This is a genomic window from Acinetobacter sp. 10FS3-1 (genome assembly GCF_013343215.1).
Taxonomy (GTDB): domain Bacteria; phylum Pseudomonadota; class Gammaproteobacteria; order Pseudomonadales; family Moraxellaceae; genus Acinetobacter; species Acinetobacter lwoffii_C.
This window is the reverse complement of record NZ_CP039143.1, coordinates 450,722-467,573: the sequence shown is the minus strand read 5'-3', so window position 1 is coordinate 467,573 and position 16,852 is coordinate 450,722. Positions and strand designations below refer to the sequence as shown.

12 protein-coding genes are annotated in these 16,852 nt (G+C 42.9%); 9 read left to right on the top strand and 3 right to left on the bottom strand.

What is annotated here, in order from left to right; translation table 11 throughout:
* The first annotated feature begins 19 nt into the window (after positions 1 to 19).
* Positions 20 to 1,042: a beta-N-acetylhexosaminidase gene (nagZ, locus tag E5Y90_RS02130; protein ID WP_174659276.1), complete on the top strand. Its 1,023-nt coding sequence runs from the start codon at positions 20 to 22 to the stop codon at positions 1,040 to 1,042.
* A gap of 128 nt (positions 1,043 to 1,170) precedes the next feature.
* The gene (locus tag E5Y90_RS02125) at positions 1,171 to 2,034 is read left to right on the top strand and encodes a class I SAM-dependent methyltransferase (RefSeq protein ID WP_174659275.1); all 864 of its coding nucleotides are present in this window, start codon (positions 1,171 to 1,173) and stop codon (positions 2,032 to 2,034) included.
* 32 nt (positions 2,035 to 2,066) lie between these two features.
* Here the strand turns inward: E5Y90_RS02125 and E5Y90_RS02120 are convergent, their stop codons facing one another.
* Complete coding sequence (locus tag E5Y90_RS02120) at positions 2,067 to 3,404, bottom strand: alpha/beta fold hydrolase (protein ID WP_174659274.1); 1,338 nt, start codon at positions 3,402 to 3,404, stop codon at positions 2,067 to 2,069.
* Between the two features lie 317 nt (positions 3,405 to 3,721).
* Between E5Y90_RS02120 and E5Y90_RS02115 the strand changes: the two genes are divergently transcribed.
* The 6 genes from E5Y90_RS02115 to E5Y90_RS02090 all read left to right on the top strand — a co-directional run bounded on the left by E5Y90_RS02115 (position 3,722) and on the right by E5Y90_RS02090 (position 13,207).
* A complete protein-coding gene (locus E5Y90_RS02115) occupies positions 3,722 to 4,987 on the top strand; it encodes a glutamate-5-semialdehyde dehydrogenase (protein ID WP_151203370.1) in 1,266 nt (421 codons plus the stop codon).
* Positions 4,988 to 5,417: 430 nt separating this feature from the next.
* Complete coding sequence (locus E5Y90_RS02110) at positions 5,418 to 6,641, top strand: acetate/propionate family kinase (RefSeq protein ID WP_151203369.1); 1,224 nt, start codon at positions 5,418 to 5,420, stop codon at positions 6,639 to 6,641.
* Between the two features lie 48 nt (positions 6,642 to 6,689).
* Positions 6,690 to 8,828 carry a phosphate acetyltransferase gene (gene pta, locus E5Y90_RS02105; protein WP_174659273.1) on the top strand — a complete coding sequence of 713 codons (2,139 nt, stop codon included), beginning with the start codon at positions 6,690 to 6,692 and terminating at the stop codon, positions 8,826 to 8,828.
* Between the two features lie 250 nt (positions 8,829 to 9,078).
* The gene (locus tag E5Y90_RS02100; protein ID WP_174659272.1) at positions 9,079 to 10,467 is read left to right on the top strand and encodes a GntP family permease; all 1,389 of its coding nucleotides are present in this window, start codon (positions 9,079 to 9,081) and stop codon (positions 10,465 to 10,467) included.
* 36 nt (positions 10,468 to 10,503) lie between these two features.
* Positions 10,504 to 11,661, top strand: coding sequence for an iron-containing alcohol dehydrogenase (locus E5Y90_RS02095; protein WP_174659271.1), 1,158 nt, complete (start codon positions 10,504 to 10,506; stop codon positions 11,659 to 11,661).
* A gap of 49 nt (positions 11,662 to 11,710) precedes the next feature.
* Positions 11,711 to 13,207 (top strand): CoA-acylating methylmalonate-semialdehyde dehydrogenase, encoded by a 1,497-nt coding sequence (locus tag E5Y90_RS02090; protein WP_174659270.1) that lies wholly within the window; start codon positions 11,711 to 11,713, stop codon positions 13,205 to 13,207.
* A gap of 58 nt (positions 13,208 to 13,265) precedes the next feature.
* Here E5Y90_RS02090 and E5Y90_RS02085 read toward each other — a convergent pair whose 3' ends face one another.
* Positions 13,266 to 14,018: an IclR family transcriptional regulator gene (locus E5Y90_RS02085; protein WP_174659269.1), complete on the bottom strand. Its 753-nt coding sequence runs from the start codon at positions 14,016 to 14,018 to the stop codon at positions 13,266 to 13,268.
* 355 nt (positions 14,019 to 14,373) lie between these two features.
* On the bottom strand, positions 14,374 to 14,613 hold the full coding sequence (locus tag E5Y90_RS02080; protein WP_174659268.1) for a DUF2171 domain-containing protein: 240 nt from the start codon (positions 14,611 to 14,613) through the stop codon (positions 14,374 to 14,376).
* A 692-nt stretch (positions 14,614 to 15,305) separates the two neighbouring features.
* Between E5Y90_RS02080 and E5Y90_RS02075 the strand changes: the two genes are divergently transcribed.
* Complete coding sequence (locus E5Y90_RS02075; protein WP_151203366.1) at positions 15,306 to 16,832, top strand: fumarate hydratase; 1,527 nt, start codon at positions 15,306 to 15,308, stop codon at positions 16,830 to 16,832.
* Positions 16,833 to 16,852: the final 20 nt, after the last annotated feature.

Below are 16,852 nucleotides of genomic sequence, written 5' to 3'. Positions count from 1 at the left end.
TTATCAAACGGATTCTTATATGATTGGCGCGTTGATGCTCGACATCGCAGGGACTACCCTCACTTCAGAAGATATTCAACTATTGACTGCACCGCAAGTCGGCGGCGTCATTTTGTTTGGTCGAAATATCGAGTCACCCGCTCAAGTCCGTGCCCTGACTGATCATATGCGCCAAGTTCGCCCGGATATTTTGATTGCCGTGGATCAGGAAGGCGGGCGGGTCCAACGCTTGAAACAGGGCTTTACCCTGCTACCCGCTATGGGAAAATTTGGTGAGCTTTATCAGTCAGACAGCGCCCGGGCCTTGGAACTGGCAGAAAAATGTGGCTGGCTGATGGCAACCGAAGTGCTGGCGGTCGGGATTGATTTCAGCTTCGCCCCGGTCCTGGATTTAAATGACATCAGCGATGTGATTGGTGATCGCAGTTTTGCCAAAAAGATTGAGGATATTGTTCCGCTTGCCAGCGCTTTTCTCAAAGGCATAAAACGTGCCGGGATGGCCTCAACTGGCAAGCATTTTCCGGGACATGGTTCAGTCAAGGCAGATTCACATATTGCTGCTGCCATCGATATGCGTAGCTATGAAGATATTCGCCAAAAAGATATGCAGACTTTTATCCAGTTACAGTCGCAACTGGATGCCCTCATGCCGGCTCATGTCATCTATAGTCAAGTTGACCCAAATCCGGCAGGCTTCTCCGAGTTCTGGATTCAACAGGTCTTACGTCAGGAACTTGGCTTTGACGGGGTCTTGTTCTCCGATGATTTAAGCATGCAGGCTGCCTGTGTCGCCGGAGGTGCCGATGCACGTATTCAGGCTGCATTAAAAGCTGGCTGTGATATGGGTCTGGTCTGTAATGACCGTGCTGCACAATATATTGCTCTTGAAGCCATTCAGGATTTACCTCTGCCAGATCAGCAGCGTTTAGAACGTATGCGCGGCAAAATTCCGGCTGTTCAGATTGGAGCAGAACTGGACTTAGGCGATGACTGGCGCATGATCCGGGATGAAATTTTAGTGTTTAAGCAGCAGATGCGCTAAGACTTTTGCTGCTGTTTTAAATTCTCCAATACGATAAAGGAACACGACAAAGTGTTCCTTTTTGATTATGATGCAAGAAAACCCGCTCAATTGAGCCTCAATTAAAAAAACAATAAGGTCAGAACCCCATGACAGATGCACTTTCACAACATCGCCATATTTCTTTTACTGCACATTATACCGGCTATATCTGGTACAAAATGGGCATCTCCCATCCGGTCTTTGCCACCTCTAAAGGCAAATTTCTGGCAAAAATGGTGCATCCGCTGGAGTCTTGGGCGGAACATTATGTGGGGGGCAGTATGCGTACTACGCTCAAGCAACGCCACCAGATGATTGATGAACATCTGTGTCAATTGATTCAGCAACATCCTGCTATACAGGTTCTGGAAATTGCCTCAGGTCTGTCGCCACGCAGCTGGAACTTTAGACAGAAATTCCCCCAGCTCAATTATCGCGAGCTGGATTTACCAGAGATGGCCAAAACCAAAACTGCTGCCTTGCGCCAGATTGATCAAACTGCTCCAGAAGTACTCAGCGCCGATATTTTTTCAGAAGAACTGGCTGAGGTTTTTCAGGTGTTTAACCCTGCACAGCCCTTGGTAGTCATTAGCGAAGGCCTGATCAATTATTTTGACCAGAACATGTTATTTACTCTACTTAAAGGCATAACTGACTACGGCCAAAACTTTAGTGAAGTGCATTACTTAAGTGATATTTACCCGGAACCCATCAAAAACCGACTGGCCAACTTTATCTGGGCTTCGAGTCGTCTACTGAAATTCATGTCACGCAGTGCATTTAGCTTTCACTTTAAATCTCCACAGGAGTTGCAACAGTTTTTCCAGCAGGCCGGATTTACTCAGGTCACAGTACAACAACCACAACGTTATTTTGTCGAGCCTCGTCCTGAAAATCAGGACATTCAGCAGGATGAACATTTAGGCGATCTGGTCTGGATGGTGCATGCGGTGAAAAAAAACAGCGTTTGATCACGCTGTTTTTTATATTTTCATTTTAGCTTTTAAATGGCAGTTTCAAATACTTCAGCTTGTGACAGCATTTTTTGCGTCTGGACAAAATGTAATAAACGTTCTGCGATTTCAAAACTGCCATGCTTAAATAAGGCACGCAACTGGGTGTCATCATGTTCAAAGACCAGACATTCAATCTTGAATTCACCCTCCTCATCTTCTAAATGCAAAGCCAAATCTCGTGGATAAGCTGCTGCCAGTGCGCTCTGCCCTGATTCGAGCTGTAGCAATATCCCAAAGAAACTCATATCCACAATCTCTGCCTTGAAGGTCAGCTCAGAATGACGATGGCTAAGATAACGCTGAGATGCCTGCACACAAATCCGCTCTTCCCCACGGCGTTCCAGTTGTTGCATCTGTTCACGGCTGAACGGAATAATTCCTTCCAGCTGATCCACAGGTTCATCGCGTAAGAAGGTTGCAAAAAGATTCATGGTTTCCTTACGGCGCTGTAACTGAGGCACATGATCTGCCCCCCTAATCTGTACATACTGCATATTTGGACATTGCAAGGCAAAATTGGCATTCTCATACGGCAAGGTAAAACTGTCATACTGTCCGCAAGCCACCAACACCTTGCACTGGGGAATAGGTACATTGGTCAGTCTTAACAAGCGATTGCAGTTAATATCATAGCGTTCCTGTTCGGTGGCCGTGAATTCAGACATTTGCTTAAAGAACAGGCGCTTCGCTGTAGGCGACATTCGGGTTTCATTTAAACGGGCATGATTGACCAGATATAAAATCACGGCCTGACCAAACTCCTCCATGCGCTGCTCTTTCATCAGTTGCAAAGACTCTTCCAGTAGCATACGCCAGCTTTTTCGGGTCTTTTGCATAACACCCATCAAGATCATGCGGTCTACCAGTTCAGGACGCTGATCTGCCAGACATGAAGCAACCACCGACCCCAATGACATGCCGAGAACTGCAACTTTCGGTAACTGCATCTGTTCCAGCCATTGCCCCAGCATTCCTGCCAGAGTTTCCAGCTCCAGCGTTCCAGCCGATACACCGGTATCGACATTATTAATCTGCTGGTTAGCCCCCATAGAAGGCAGGTCGATCAGAATAATTGGACCTGCATCAAATAGTTGTTCCACACAATATTTATAGGAATTAAAGTTCTGAAAAGCGCCGCCAATAATCACCATGGGCCGCATATGTAGGGTGTCAGGCCGGGAAATGGCGATATATTCGATTTTCCAGCCCTCAATCCATGTAGTACGGGCGGGCTGTTTAAAACAGTGCTTATCATAAAGATCAAAAAAACCGTAATGGTTATGCTGGTCTAATGCTTGGGCATCCATCTGGATAATGGAATTCATATTCCTCTCCTTCATCCTTGCCTTATTTTTATTGTGCAAGTCATTATTTACAGTTCTTATGTCAGGTTCATTCCGCTGAGCCTGAACACGCATCCTGCTCTTTAGTAATTTTAGGACTTCAATGTCGTTCTTCAGCATTCTATACAGAGGTGCTTTTCACAAGCAACTGATTCAATCACCACTTATCTGCTTTTAAAGCCAAAACAATTTCAAAATGTTTAGAAACAGTGAAAAGCTTATGAATTTTAAGTGACGGGCTTCATTGTGCTGCAACAGGCTGTTAATATCGAAGTGAAATTTCTGAGTGATCAACCGCTATGCAAGAGTCTATTGAACAATATATGCAAACGGTAGGACAGCAGGCACGCCAGGCTTCTCGCATTTTGGCTCGCGCGTCTACCCAAACGAAAAACAACGCATTATCAGCAATCTATACTGCTTTAGAAAATAACCAGCCAGCTATTTTGACAGCCAATCAGCTGGATATGGCCAAAGCACATAAGAACAATCTGGATAGTGCCCTGCTGGATCGCTTGGAACTCAACCCCGCACGCTTTAAAGATATGTTACAAGGCCTTAAAGATGTGATCAGTCTGGTCGACCCGATCGGTGAAATTACCGATATGGCCTATCGCCCATCCGGTATCCAGCTGGGCAAAATGCGTGTTCCTCTGGGCGTAGTCGGCATGATTTATGAATCTCGCCCGAATGTCACCCTAGAAGCAGCATCCTTGGCGCTAAAATCAGGAAATGCCATTATTTTACGCGGCGGTTCGGAAGCACTGGAATCCAACCAGGCAATAGCAGCTGCAATTCAACATGGCTTGAATGTCGCCGGTCTGCCTGAAACTGCGGTACAAGTGATCAATACCACCGACCGTGCTGCCGTGGGCCATCTGATTACCATGACTGAATATGTGGATGTGATTGTGCCACGTGGAGGCAAAGGCTTGATTGAACGCATTACTGATGAAGCGCGTGTTCCGGTCATTAAACATCTGGATGGCAACTGCCATGTGTATGTTGAAGCACAAGCCGACCTGCAGAAAGCCCTCCCTATTGCGCTGAATGCCAAAACTCATCGCTATGGCGTCTGCAATGCCATGGAAACTTTACTAGTCGATGAGAAAGTCGCAGAAGAATTCCTGCCAAGAATTGCTGAGCTTTATCAAGAGAAACAGGTTGAACTGCGGGGCTGCCGTGAAACCCAGCGCATTCTGGGACAACAGGTGCATACCGCCACTGAAGAAGACTGGTATGCCGAATATCTGGGACCGATTCTGGCAATTAAAGTCGTGTCTGGCATTGAAGAAGCAATCGCGCACATCAACCAGTATGGTTCGCATCATACCGATTCAATTATTACTGAAAACTATAGTCTGGCACGTGAATTCCTAGCAGGTGTAGATTCAAGTTCTGTCATGGTGAATGCCTCTACCCGCTTTGCCGATGGGTTTGAATATGGTTTGGGTGCAGAAATCGGAATCTCAACCGATAAAATCCATGCCCGTGGCCCGGTCGGTCTGGAAGGCCTAACCTCACAAAAATGGATTGTCTTTGGTGATGGTCAGATTCGCCAATAAGGAAGGGTGGATTCAGCCTTGTTCCTAAGGCTGAATCTATATGATCTGCAACTCAAATATTAAAATAAAACCCGCAGGTCACAATAGACAGGAATTTTTTATAAAATTGTATTTTGTCATCTTAGAGCGCATTTTAAGCGCTACACTGGAAAACTATTCAGCCAAAATACGGTAATAAATAGATTAAAGTGTTTAAATCGTTCATATTTTCAACATCATTTTATTTATAAATGAAAACTATGAGCCGATAAATTTTAATTATTATTGTTCCTTGGGTCGATAATGCTTAAGTCTAATCTGCTAAAGTCTATCTAGGACAGTAAAAAAACTAATGTTAAAACATGTTCACAGATCTATATTGCCTCGCATTTGTCAGCAAACAGATCAACCAAATGGATGAGAATTTTAATTAGAAATCGGGTAATCAGTCGTGTCTAAATCAGTATTAGTTATTAATTGTGGTTCTTCTTCAATCAAGTTTGCCTTATTGCTTGAGGAGCAAGATTTCCGTATTCATGGTTTAGCTGAGAATTTAGGCACAGAAAATGCCCGCATTAAAGGCGTGACTGTTGGTAATGAGCCAGTCGATATTCATATTCCATTTGCAGATCATAAAAAAGCACTGGAAGTCGGTCTCGAGCGTTTGGCCAACTACAAGCCGGATGCGATTGGACACCGTGTTGTTCATGGGGGCAGCCTGACTAAAGCCGAGCTGCTTACCGATGAGATTATTGAAAAAATTCGTGAAGCGACTCCACTCGCCCCGCTCCACAACCCGGCACACTTAATCGGAATTGAAGCGACTCAACGCCTGTTCCCGGATTTGCCGCAAGTTGCAGTTTTTGATACGGCTTTTCATCAAACCATGCCAGCCCATGCTTACCGTTATGCGGTACCAAAATTCCTTTATACTGAGCACGGTGTACGCCGCTATGGTTTCCATGGCACGAGCCATGCCTATGTTTCAGATCGCGGTTCTGAACTGGCAGGCAGTTTTAAACAAGGCGGCTGGCTGACTGCACATCTGGGCAATGGCAGCTCGACCTGTGCAGTATGGAATGGTCAAAGTATTGATACGTCAATGGGCTTAACTCCGCTTGAAGGTCTGGTGATGGGCACGCGTAGTGGTGATGTCGATCCAAGTCTGCATAGCTACTTGGCTGCCAACCTGGGCTGGGATATCTATAAAATTGACAAAATGCTCAATAAAGAAAGCGGCTTGCTCGGCCTATCTGACAATCTGTCCAATGATATGCGCACCCTGATCGAAGCATCTGAAAATGGTAATGAAGATGCAACTTTGGCGATTGAAGTATTCTGCTACCGTTTAGCAAAATCTCTGGCCGCCCTAAGCTGTGGCCTACCTCGTCTGGATGGCTTGTTCTTCACCGGTGGTATTGGCGAAAACTCTGCCTATATCCGTGAAAAAACTATGGCTTACCTACCACACTTTGGCTTTAACCTAGATAAAGACAGCAATAATAACTTAAAGCGTGGCACTGAAGGCCGCATCGACAACGGAACAGGTCCACAAATCTGGGTGGTGCCAACGGATGAAGAAGCTCGCATCGCAAAAGAAACCGAAAATGTGGTTGAGCTTGAAGTAGAAAGTGCTTCTATAAAAAAGTATGAAGCTGAACCAGCGCTTGCTTAAGCAAGCGCAACCCTCTTTTATCTGATATTTATAATTGTTGATATACGTATGAAAACGATTTTACTGGTTCCGACTGGGGAAGGTGTAGGCCTAACATCTGCATGTCTGGGTTTGGTATATGCACTGGAATGTCAGGGTGTTAAGGCTGGATTTCTCAGACCTTTCACTCAGGAAGGAGCAGACACCGTAGACCGTACCACAGCGCTCTATCATCATATCTCTCAGAGTGAGACGGTTGAGCCGATTAGCTATAACACGGTTCTGCAACGCTTGAGTCAGGGTGAACAGGATGAACTGCTTGAAGATGCAGTCCGTCTGCACCGCCAGATTGCCAAGCAGCATGACCTGATCATCGTGCAAGGTTTATTGCCAAATACCACTGACGGTTTTGCCGATGACCTGAATACCGCACTTGCTCAGGCTTTGGATGCCAAAGTCGTGATCGTAAGCAATGCGGATATTCAGCAGCCTTTACAAACCGCCGACAAGTTAGAACAGCAGATCCGCAATTTCGGTGGCTTAAGTTCAACACGCCTGTCCGGAATTCTGCTGATGCGCACCAAAGGCCTGTCAGAAGAATCTGCCCAGATTCCGGTTACTCTCAACCCTGCTCTGCGCCTGACTGAAGATACAGAAAAATTTGTTGCTGCGATTCAGCAGACTCATCCACATATTGGGTGTGAAAAGCTGCCAGTCATCGGTTTGGTGCCTTTTAGCAAAACCTTGAGTGTGCCACGTATCTCAGATCTGGCTGCCCACATTTCTGCTTACTGGATCAATGAAGGTGAAGCTAAACAGCGCCGCGTTCAGCACAGCAGCCTGATTTCTGCCAATATCGAACATGAACTGCATAAATTTGTTGCAGGTGAGCTGATCATCAGTGCCTCAGACCGTGTTGATGTTCTGCTGGCAAGTAGTTTGGCCAGCAGCAATGGCATTCCTTTGGCTGGACTGGTTCTGACTGAACACTACCAGCCGAATGATCTGGTACTGGAGTTCTGCCAGACTGCGATCAAACAAGGGCTGCCGATCCTGCATACAGAATTAAGTGCCTTTGAAACCGCACAAAAGCTGACCAATCTCAGCAATGAAATTCCAGTAGATGATATTGAGCGTGCTGAACAGGTGACGCGTTTCGTTTCCAGTCATATTAATCCGGATTGGTTGAACGCCACCCTTAATGGTTCTTACAAGCCGCGTCTTTCTCCGTCTGCCTTCCGCCACGAACTGGTACAAAAATCTATTGCAGCGAAAAAACGCATTGTATTACCAGAAGGTGATGAACCGCGTACGATACAGGCAGCAGCCATTTGCCAGTCACGCCATATCGCTCAGTGTATTCTTCTGGCCAAGCCAGAGTCTGTGCTTGAAGTGGCTAAAGCTCGTGGTATTGAATTACCAGATGATCTGGAAATTATTGACCCTGACCTGATCCGTGAAAATTATGTTGCCCCGATGGTCGAGCTGCGTAAAGGCAAAATCAATGAGTTGCAGGCCCGTGAGCAGTTACAAGATAGCGTGGTGCTAGGTACCATGATGCTGGCACTGGATCAGGTCGATGGTCTGGTATCTGGTGCCGTGCATACGACTGCCAATACTGTTCGTCCTGCTTTCCAGCTCATCAAGACTGCTCCAGATTACTCCTTGGTGTCTTCAGTCTTCTTCATGCTGTTACCGGATGAAGTGTATGTCTATGGTGACTGCGCAATTAACCCGGATCCAGACGCGGCACAACTGGCTGAAATTGCCATTCAGTCTGCCGACTCTGCCAAAGCATTTGGAATTGATCCGCGTATCGCGATGATTTCTTATTCTACCGGTACTTCAGGCGCAGGTGCAGAAGTTGAAAAAGTTGCTGAGGCGACCCGTATCGCTCAGGAACGTCGTCCAGATCTGCTGATTGATGGTCCATTGCAGTACGATGCTGCTTCTGTAGAAAGTGTAGGCCGTCAAAAGGCTCCAGACTCGCAAGTGGCTGGCCGCGCCAATGTATTCATCTTCCCAGATCTGAATACCGGCAATACCACCTATAAAGCCGTACAGCGTGCTGCCAATGTGGTTAGTGTAGGTCCAATGCTGCAAGGCTTGAACAAGCCGGTCAATGACCTGTCACGTGGTGCATTAGTAGATGACATCGTGTTCACTATTGCCTTGACAGCCATTCAAGCGGATCAGCAAGGTCAATAGATATATTGTAGATTTTAACAACCACCCATAAGGGTGGTTTTTTTTATTGTTTTTTAATAAATTTATATTTAAAACATATATTTATTTTTCACGTAAAAAATCCTCTATTAATAATTTTGTTTACTAATATAAATACGTTACCAAAAGAACTTGACTTCTTTTTGCATAAATTATATACATCAATAATGATACGAATCGTATCATTATACGGAAATTATAAGAATATTTAAGATAAACAGGATGTGTGCCCATGATAGGACTGATAGGAATTGTCTTATCCTTAATATTGCTCATGTATCTAGCATATAAAGGATTTAGCGTAATTATTTTGGCACCTGCTTTAGCATTATTTGCCGTGCTCTGGAGCGGGTATAGTCATGAATTACTCGGGTTTTACTCGCAAGTTTTTATGACTGGCCTCGGTGGTTACATCATCAAATATTTCCCATTATTTTTACTTGGTGCCATTTTTGGGAAATTAATGGAGGATTCAGGTTCAGCAAATACTATTGCTAACTTCTTCGTCAATAACTTAGGTCATCACCGTGCAATGCTTTCGATTGTATTGTCATGTGCAGTGCTGACATATGGTGGGGTGTCGCTGTTTGTTGTTGGTTTTGCAGTCTTTCCAATTGCAGCTGCATTATTTAGAGAACTAAATATTCCTAAACGGTTAATTCCAGGTGCAATCATGTTAGGTGCATTGACCTTTACAATGACTGCGTTACCAGGTACACCAGCGATTCAGAATGCTATTCCAATGCCTTTTTTTGGAACAGATCTTTATGCGGCCCCTGGTTTGGGAATAATTTCCTCAATTTTTATGCTGATTGCAGGTATGTGGTGGCTTAATCGTAGAATTGCGCATGCTGCTGCAAATAATGAGGGCTATGGCAATCATATAGAACATCATCAAGGTCCCCGTCACCAAGCAGGTCCTAGCTTGATGATCGCATTTACCCCGATTATTGTGGTGATTGTGACCAACCTTGTTTTAACTAAATTGATCTTACCTCAACTTGACGTTTCATATTTGGCCACAGATAAATTTGGTAATACCTCTCTTAACTCTGTTGTTGGTTTATGGGCCATTATCTGCGCTTTAGTACTTGCCTGTTTAACTATTATTTTTTGTAACTGGAACAGGATTGCCAATGTTAAAGAGTCACTACAACAAGGTGTATCTTCTTCTTTCTTGCCTATTTTTAATACAGCATCAGAAGTAGGTTATGGCTCAGTCATCGCCTCCTTGGCTGGCTTCCTCATTCTTAGGGATTTTCTTGTAGGGCTTGCACCTCATAATCCTCTAATCTCAGAGGCAATCGTAATTAATGTCTTAGCCGGAATTACAGGTTCTGCTTCTGGTGGTTTGAGTATTGCCTTAAATACGATGGGTGAAACCTATATGAATTTGGCAACAGAATTCGGAATCAATCCAGAACTTATGCATCGTGTGGCCTCCATGGCTTCTGGTGCTCTTGATTCCCTCCCTCACAACGGTGCGGTAATTACCATTATTACTTTATGTGGACTAACACATAAACAATCCTATTATGACATGTTTGTCGTCGCAGTCATTATTCCATTAATTGCACTGACTGGTGTTATTACACTTGGAACAATGTTTGGTTCTTTCTAAAACAAGTCGAAAAGTTATTAATAAAGGAAGATATGAATGACTCATACTATTAATTTACCAAGAATTATGGAAATTGGAAAAAATTCCAGGTTCAAGATTCCCGACATATTAAAAACTATAGGGTGTAGCAAACCACTTATTATCACGGATAAAGTGATGGTATCGCTGGGTTATATTTCAGAAATCCAAACTATTCTCAGTGAGGCAAATATCACATCTGAATATTTTGATGAAACTATCCCAGAACCGACATCGAGCTCTATTGAAGCTGGTGTAGTCAAAGTCAGATCAGGTCAATATGATTCAATTATCGCAGTTGGCGGTGGCAGCCCAATTGATAGTGCCAAAGCTATTAGTATCTTAGGAAAATTTGGTGGTGAGATTCGTGATTACAAATTCCCTCGCCAGGTCAATGAAACGGGTTTGCCTATTATTGCCATTCCAACGACAGCTGGTACTGGCTCTGAATGTACACGTTTTACGATTATTACCAATGATGCAACGAGTGAAAAAATGCTCTGTGCCGGAATAGGCTTTCTTCCTATTGCTGCGATCGTAGACTATCAATTAACTATGTCTTTACCTGCCCGGACAACAGCAGATACAGGTATTGATGCTTTAACCCATGCCATAGAAGCTTATGTGAGTAAAAAAGCAAGTCCTTATAGTGATGCACAGGCTATCGCTGCTATGCGTTTGATCGGTCCTAACTTAAAGCGTGTCTACCATGAACCAAATAATGAACTTGCGCGAGAAAGCATGATGCTTGGATCTACTTTAGCCGGTATCGCCTTTTCAAATGCATCTGTTGCTCTCGTTCATGGTATGAGTCGACCAATAGGTGCTTTTTTCCATGTACCACATGGCCTTTCCAATGCCATGTTATTGCCCTTGATTACTGAATATTCAATTGCAGCTGCACCTGAACGCTATGCTGATTGTGCCCGTGCAATTGGGGTCGCACATATTGATGATCATGATGATGTTGCCAACCAAAAACTAGTATCTGCACTCATTCAAATCAACAAAGAGCTACAAGTCCCTACTCTTGCAGAATTTGGAGTCGAAAAGATATATTTTGATGAAGTTATTCAGACTATGGCAGAGCAGGCTTTAGCTTCTGGCTCACCAGGCAATAACCCACGTGTACCCTCTATTTCAGAAATGATCGAACTTTATAACAAGCTTTGGTAATTCAAGATTAAAAAGCTAACCTAATTATATTTATTCAAGGAATTAGATTATGACAACTATCGGACATTTTATTAATGGTGAAACTTGCTTAGAGGCTCATCGTACTCAACAAGTTTTTAATCCCTCAACTGGCACTTCTGAAAATGAAGTTGCGATTGCAAGTAAGCAAACAGTCGAACAGGCCATTGCCGCTGCAGAAGCCGCTTTTCCTGCATGGCGTAACACACCTGTACTCAAGCGCGCCCGGGTTATGTTCAAGTTTAAAGAATTACTTGAAAAAAATGCAGATAAAATCTGTGAGCTAATCGGTAGTGAACACGGTAAAATTGTCCATGATGCAGCAGGTGAACTACAACGTGGTATTGAAAATGTAGAATATGCCTGTGGTGCTCCTGAATTCCTAAAGGGTGAATACAGCAAAAATGTAGGACCTAATATTGATTCCTGGAGTGAAATGCAGCCTTTAGGTGTGGTTGCGGGCATTACACCATTTAACTTCCCTGTTATGGTTCCACTGTGGATGTTCCCAATGGCAATTGTATGTGGGAACACTTTTGTACTGAAACCTTCAGAACGCGATCCATCTTCTACACTATTTATTGCCCAACTTTTAAAAGAGGCTGGTTTACCAGATGGTGTATTAAATGTTGTAAATGGAGATAAAGAAGCGGTAGATACCTTATTATATGATCCTCGTGTACAAGCGATCAGTTTTGTAGGTTCTACCCCAATTGCTGAATATATTTATACAACTGCTACCTCACAAGGCAAACGTTGTCAGGCTCTAGGTGGAGCAAAAAATCATGCTATTATTATGCCTGATGCGGATATAGATAATGTCGTTAGCTCTTTGCTTGGTGCTGCATTTGGTTCATCTGGTGAGCGCTGCATGGCATTATCAGTAGCTGTCGCAGTAGGTGATGAAATTGCTGATCAAGTTATTGAAAAACTAAAAAATGAGATCCAAAAATTAAAATTCGGTCATTTTTCTGACAAAAGTAATGATTTCGGTGCAGTGATTACCGCTCAACATAAAGCTAAAGTGATTGGCTATATTGACAGTGCGGAACAGCAAGGTGCCACTATTGTTGTAGATGGCCGTCAGGCAGCGCCTGAAGGCTATGAAAATGGTTTCTATGTAGGACCTACACTCATTGACCAGGTACGTCCTGACATGGTGAGTTACAAAGAAGAAATTTTTGGCCCAGTGTTACAAATCTTGCGAGTTAATACGATGCAAGAAGCGATGGACCTGATTGATCAACATGAATATGGAAACGGAACATGTATCTATACTCGTGATGGTGAGGCTGCACGTTATTTCTCAGATCACATTCAAGTGGGGATGGTAGGAATTAATATTCCACTACCAGTACCCGTTGCATCACACAGTTTCGGTGGTTGGAAAAGATCTTTATTTGGTGATCTACACGCTTATGGTCCAGATGGCGCACGTTTTTATACCCGCCGTAAGACCATCACGCAACGTTGGCCATCTGCCAACATTAGAGAAGGCGCACAATTCTCCATGCCTACTTTAAATTAATTTTCCCTATTTTCTTCTTATCAGAAGAGTAAATCTTTAAAAGATTTACTCTTCTTTTTTATGCCTCATTTTCGATAAGTTTACTCAGTTCATGTGCCGCATGCCTTAATAAAGGTTCAAATGCGAGTAAATCATCTAATGACCTTCTTATAGTAGGTGCATGGATATATAAACATGCAACAATATTGTCCTGTTTTTGAATAGGAACAGAGCAAGCTACCATACCCGCAACAAATTCTTCATTATCTGTTCCTAGCTTTTTATTAAAAATTTCTTCCAAGTTTTGCTCTAAAAGTTTGGGGTCAGTGATTGTATTTTTGGTAAGTTGAGTAATAGGTAAATGCTCAACAATATTTTTACGTTTATTTTTCGGCTGATAACTTAAAAATAATTTTCCGCTAGAGGTGCACCATAAAGGTACTTCTGAACCTACAGGCAAATAAATCTGTAGTGGCCAATTGGTTTGTACTCGATCGGTATAAAGCATCTGATTATTTTTTAAAATAGCAATCCCGCAAGTTTCATTAATCTGATTAGATAATTTTTGAAGAATTGCCAGTCGTTCAACTTTTCGAGATTCTTGTTCCCATGTAGCCATCAACATCTTACAGGTACGGTCGGCAATAATATAACCACCATACGTATCATAGGTAACAAAACCTTCCTGCTCTAGCGTCTGTAGAAGTCGATGAATACTAGGTTTAGGAATATCAAGTTGAATGGATAAATCCAAGGGAGTAGGAGGATGCTTGGCTGTAGAGATTGCTTCCACAATATCCAATACACGTGTAATCGATGATCCCTTTTTCATTTATCCCTCATAATATTATACAGTTTATGATTTTCATCAGTGCTTTTTATCTCAGAGTCACCTTTTATATTAATCTATAAAGGGCCAGATAAATATTCATTAACTAAGTCTTAAACTAATGAATAAAATTAATTTTGATTAATTGATACTTCTATCAATTGCAATAATTGGGGTGAATTTGAGTTTAGCTTTCTACATTGAATTTAACCATTCTATTCATTGAATGGTTTTTTATTGCCAGACCAAGTGTCCTAAATATTTCTAATGGTAATAAAAAAGCTAGTCAATATGACTGGCTTTTTTATCGAGACTTAGCTCTTTTCTACATTCTATTTTATATAGAAATCAACATCAATTACATCGTAGTCCATTGTGCACGAACTTCATCTGCAGTTTTGTTGAGTACCAACTGATCACCTTTCACCTCACTTACCCAGCTCAAAGGAATCAGATGATGCTCGTTATTTTCATCATCACTTCTGGTGAGTTTAATTGAGTCCTGCCCTTCTAAATGATCTACTTTTCCGACTTGCGTGCCGCATGATGCAATTACCGAGGCATGTTCTTTGATGTCATTTACATTAATATTATTCATTCCAGTTGCCCATTAGTAAAATTAAAGAATCTTTAGTCTAAGCGCTGAGAATCCGACTATGTGTAAGGGTATTCAGGCTTTCAGTATTGATCAGTTAAGAATGTAATAGGACAAAATAGCTGTGTTTCATCACGTAAAATAATAGGATTTGAAGATTTGAAGATTTGAAGATTTGAAGATTTGAAGATTTGAAGATTTGAAGATTTGAAGATTTGAAGATTTGAAGATTTGAAGAAGAATAGAATACTGAGAGTATAAAATGCAAAAAGAAGATAAAGCTTAAGCTTGATCTTCTTTTTGGCCGTACATCCACGTTGCTGCGATATAAATACAAAAGCCTGCAACCATTAAGATACTTGTAGTCATGTTCAAGGTCTCCTTTTAATGCGCTCATTATGAGTCAGATATATGACAGTTATATGACAAAAATAAAATATTCAATAAATTATATTAATGTATAAAAATCAATTATTTATGATAAAGTAATTTATTTTTATAAAAATAAAGCTGTAATATAAGTTTAAATATAGGCAATTTTTTTCATCATTTATGACAGTTCCGGATAACTTTTCCAGCGAGCAGTTGCTCAAACTATAAACTTTCAGCCAATGTCCCCGCAAAATGCCCACAACCTGATCCTTTTGTCTTATAATTTAGCCCGCTAGCTATCAGCCCGCTCAAGAGATATTTGTATGACAACTATTATCAAGCAAGATGACCTGATCACATCCGTAAAAGATGCGCTTCAGTTCATTTCTTACTATCATCCACAAGACTTCATCCAAGCGATGAGCCGTGCGTACGACCGTGAAGAGAACAAGGCTGCGAAAGATGCAATCGCGCAAATTCTAATCAACTCACGCATGTGTGCAGAAGGCCATCGCCCGATCTGCCAGGATACTGGTATCGTCAACGTATTTGTTGAAGTGGGCATGGATGTTAAATTTGATTTAACCATGAGCCTGGATGATGCTATTAATGAAGGTGTACGCCAAGGTTATCTAGAAAACTCAAACGTACTGCGTGCTTCTGTATTGGCAGACCCTGCATTTGGTCGAAAGAACACCAAAGACAATACACCTGCTGTGATCTATCACAAACTTGTTCCAGGCAACAAAGTGGATATTACGGTTGCTGCAAAAGGTGGTGGTTCAGAAAACAAATCTAAACTAGCAATGCTAAACCCGTCAGATTCAATCGTGGACTGGGTACTGAAAACCGTCCCGACTATGGGTGCCGGCTGGTGTCCTCCTGGTATGCTCGGTATCGGTATTGGGGGTACTGCGGAAAAAGCCATGATGCTGGCCAAAGAAGCATTGATGGAAGAGATCAACATGGACGAATTGCTTCGTCGTGGTCCACAAAACAAACTGGAAGAGCTTCGTATAGAAATCTTCGAGAAAGTCAATGCACTTGGTATTGGCGCTCAAGGTCTGGGCGGTTTAACCACGGTGCTGGATATTAAAATCAAAGATTACCCATGTCATGCTGCGGGTAAACCGGTTGGTATGATTCCGAACTGTGCAGCAACCCGTCACGCACATTTCACCCTGGATGGTTCAGGTGTAGCACATATTCAGGCGCCTAGCCTTGAAGATTATCCATCAGTGACTTGGGACTCGTCTTCTTCTAAGCGCGTTGACCTTGACAACATCACTCAGGAAGAAATGAATTCTTGGAAACCAGGTGATACCCTGCTTCTTAACGGTACCATCTATACCGGCCGTGATGCAGCCCATAAACGTATGGTAGACATGCTGAACAATGGTGAAGAGCTTCCTGTAGATCTGAAAGGCAAGTTCATCTATTACGTAGGCCCAGTCGATCCAGTCGGTGATGAAGTCGTTGGCCCTGCTGGTCCTACTACTGCAACACGTATGGACAAATTTACGCGTCAAGTTCTTGAAGCGACTGGCATGTTTGGCATGATCGGTAAAGCGGACCGTGGTCCTGCTGCTGTTGAAGCCATCAAAGACAACAAAGCGACTTACTTAATGGCTGTTGGTGGTGCTGCGTACCTGGTGTCTAAAGCGATCCGTGAAGCGGAAGTTGTTGCTTTTGCAGACCTGGGTATGGAAGCGATCTACAAATTTGTAGTGAAAGATATGCCGGTTTCTGTGGCTGTGGACGTAAACGGTACCTCTGTACACGCCACTGCTCCAAAAATCTGGCAGGCGAAAATTGGTAAGATTCCAGTAGTTGATGCTGCTGAGGGCTAATTTAAGAGCTATAAAAAAGC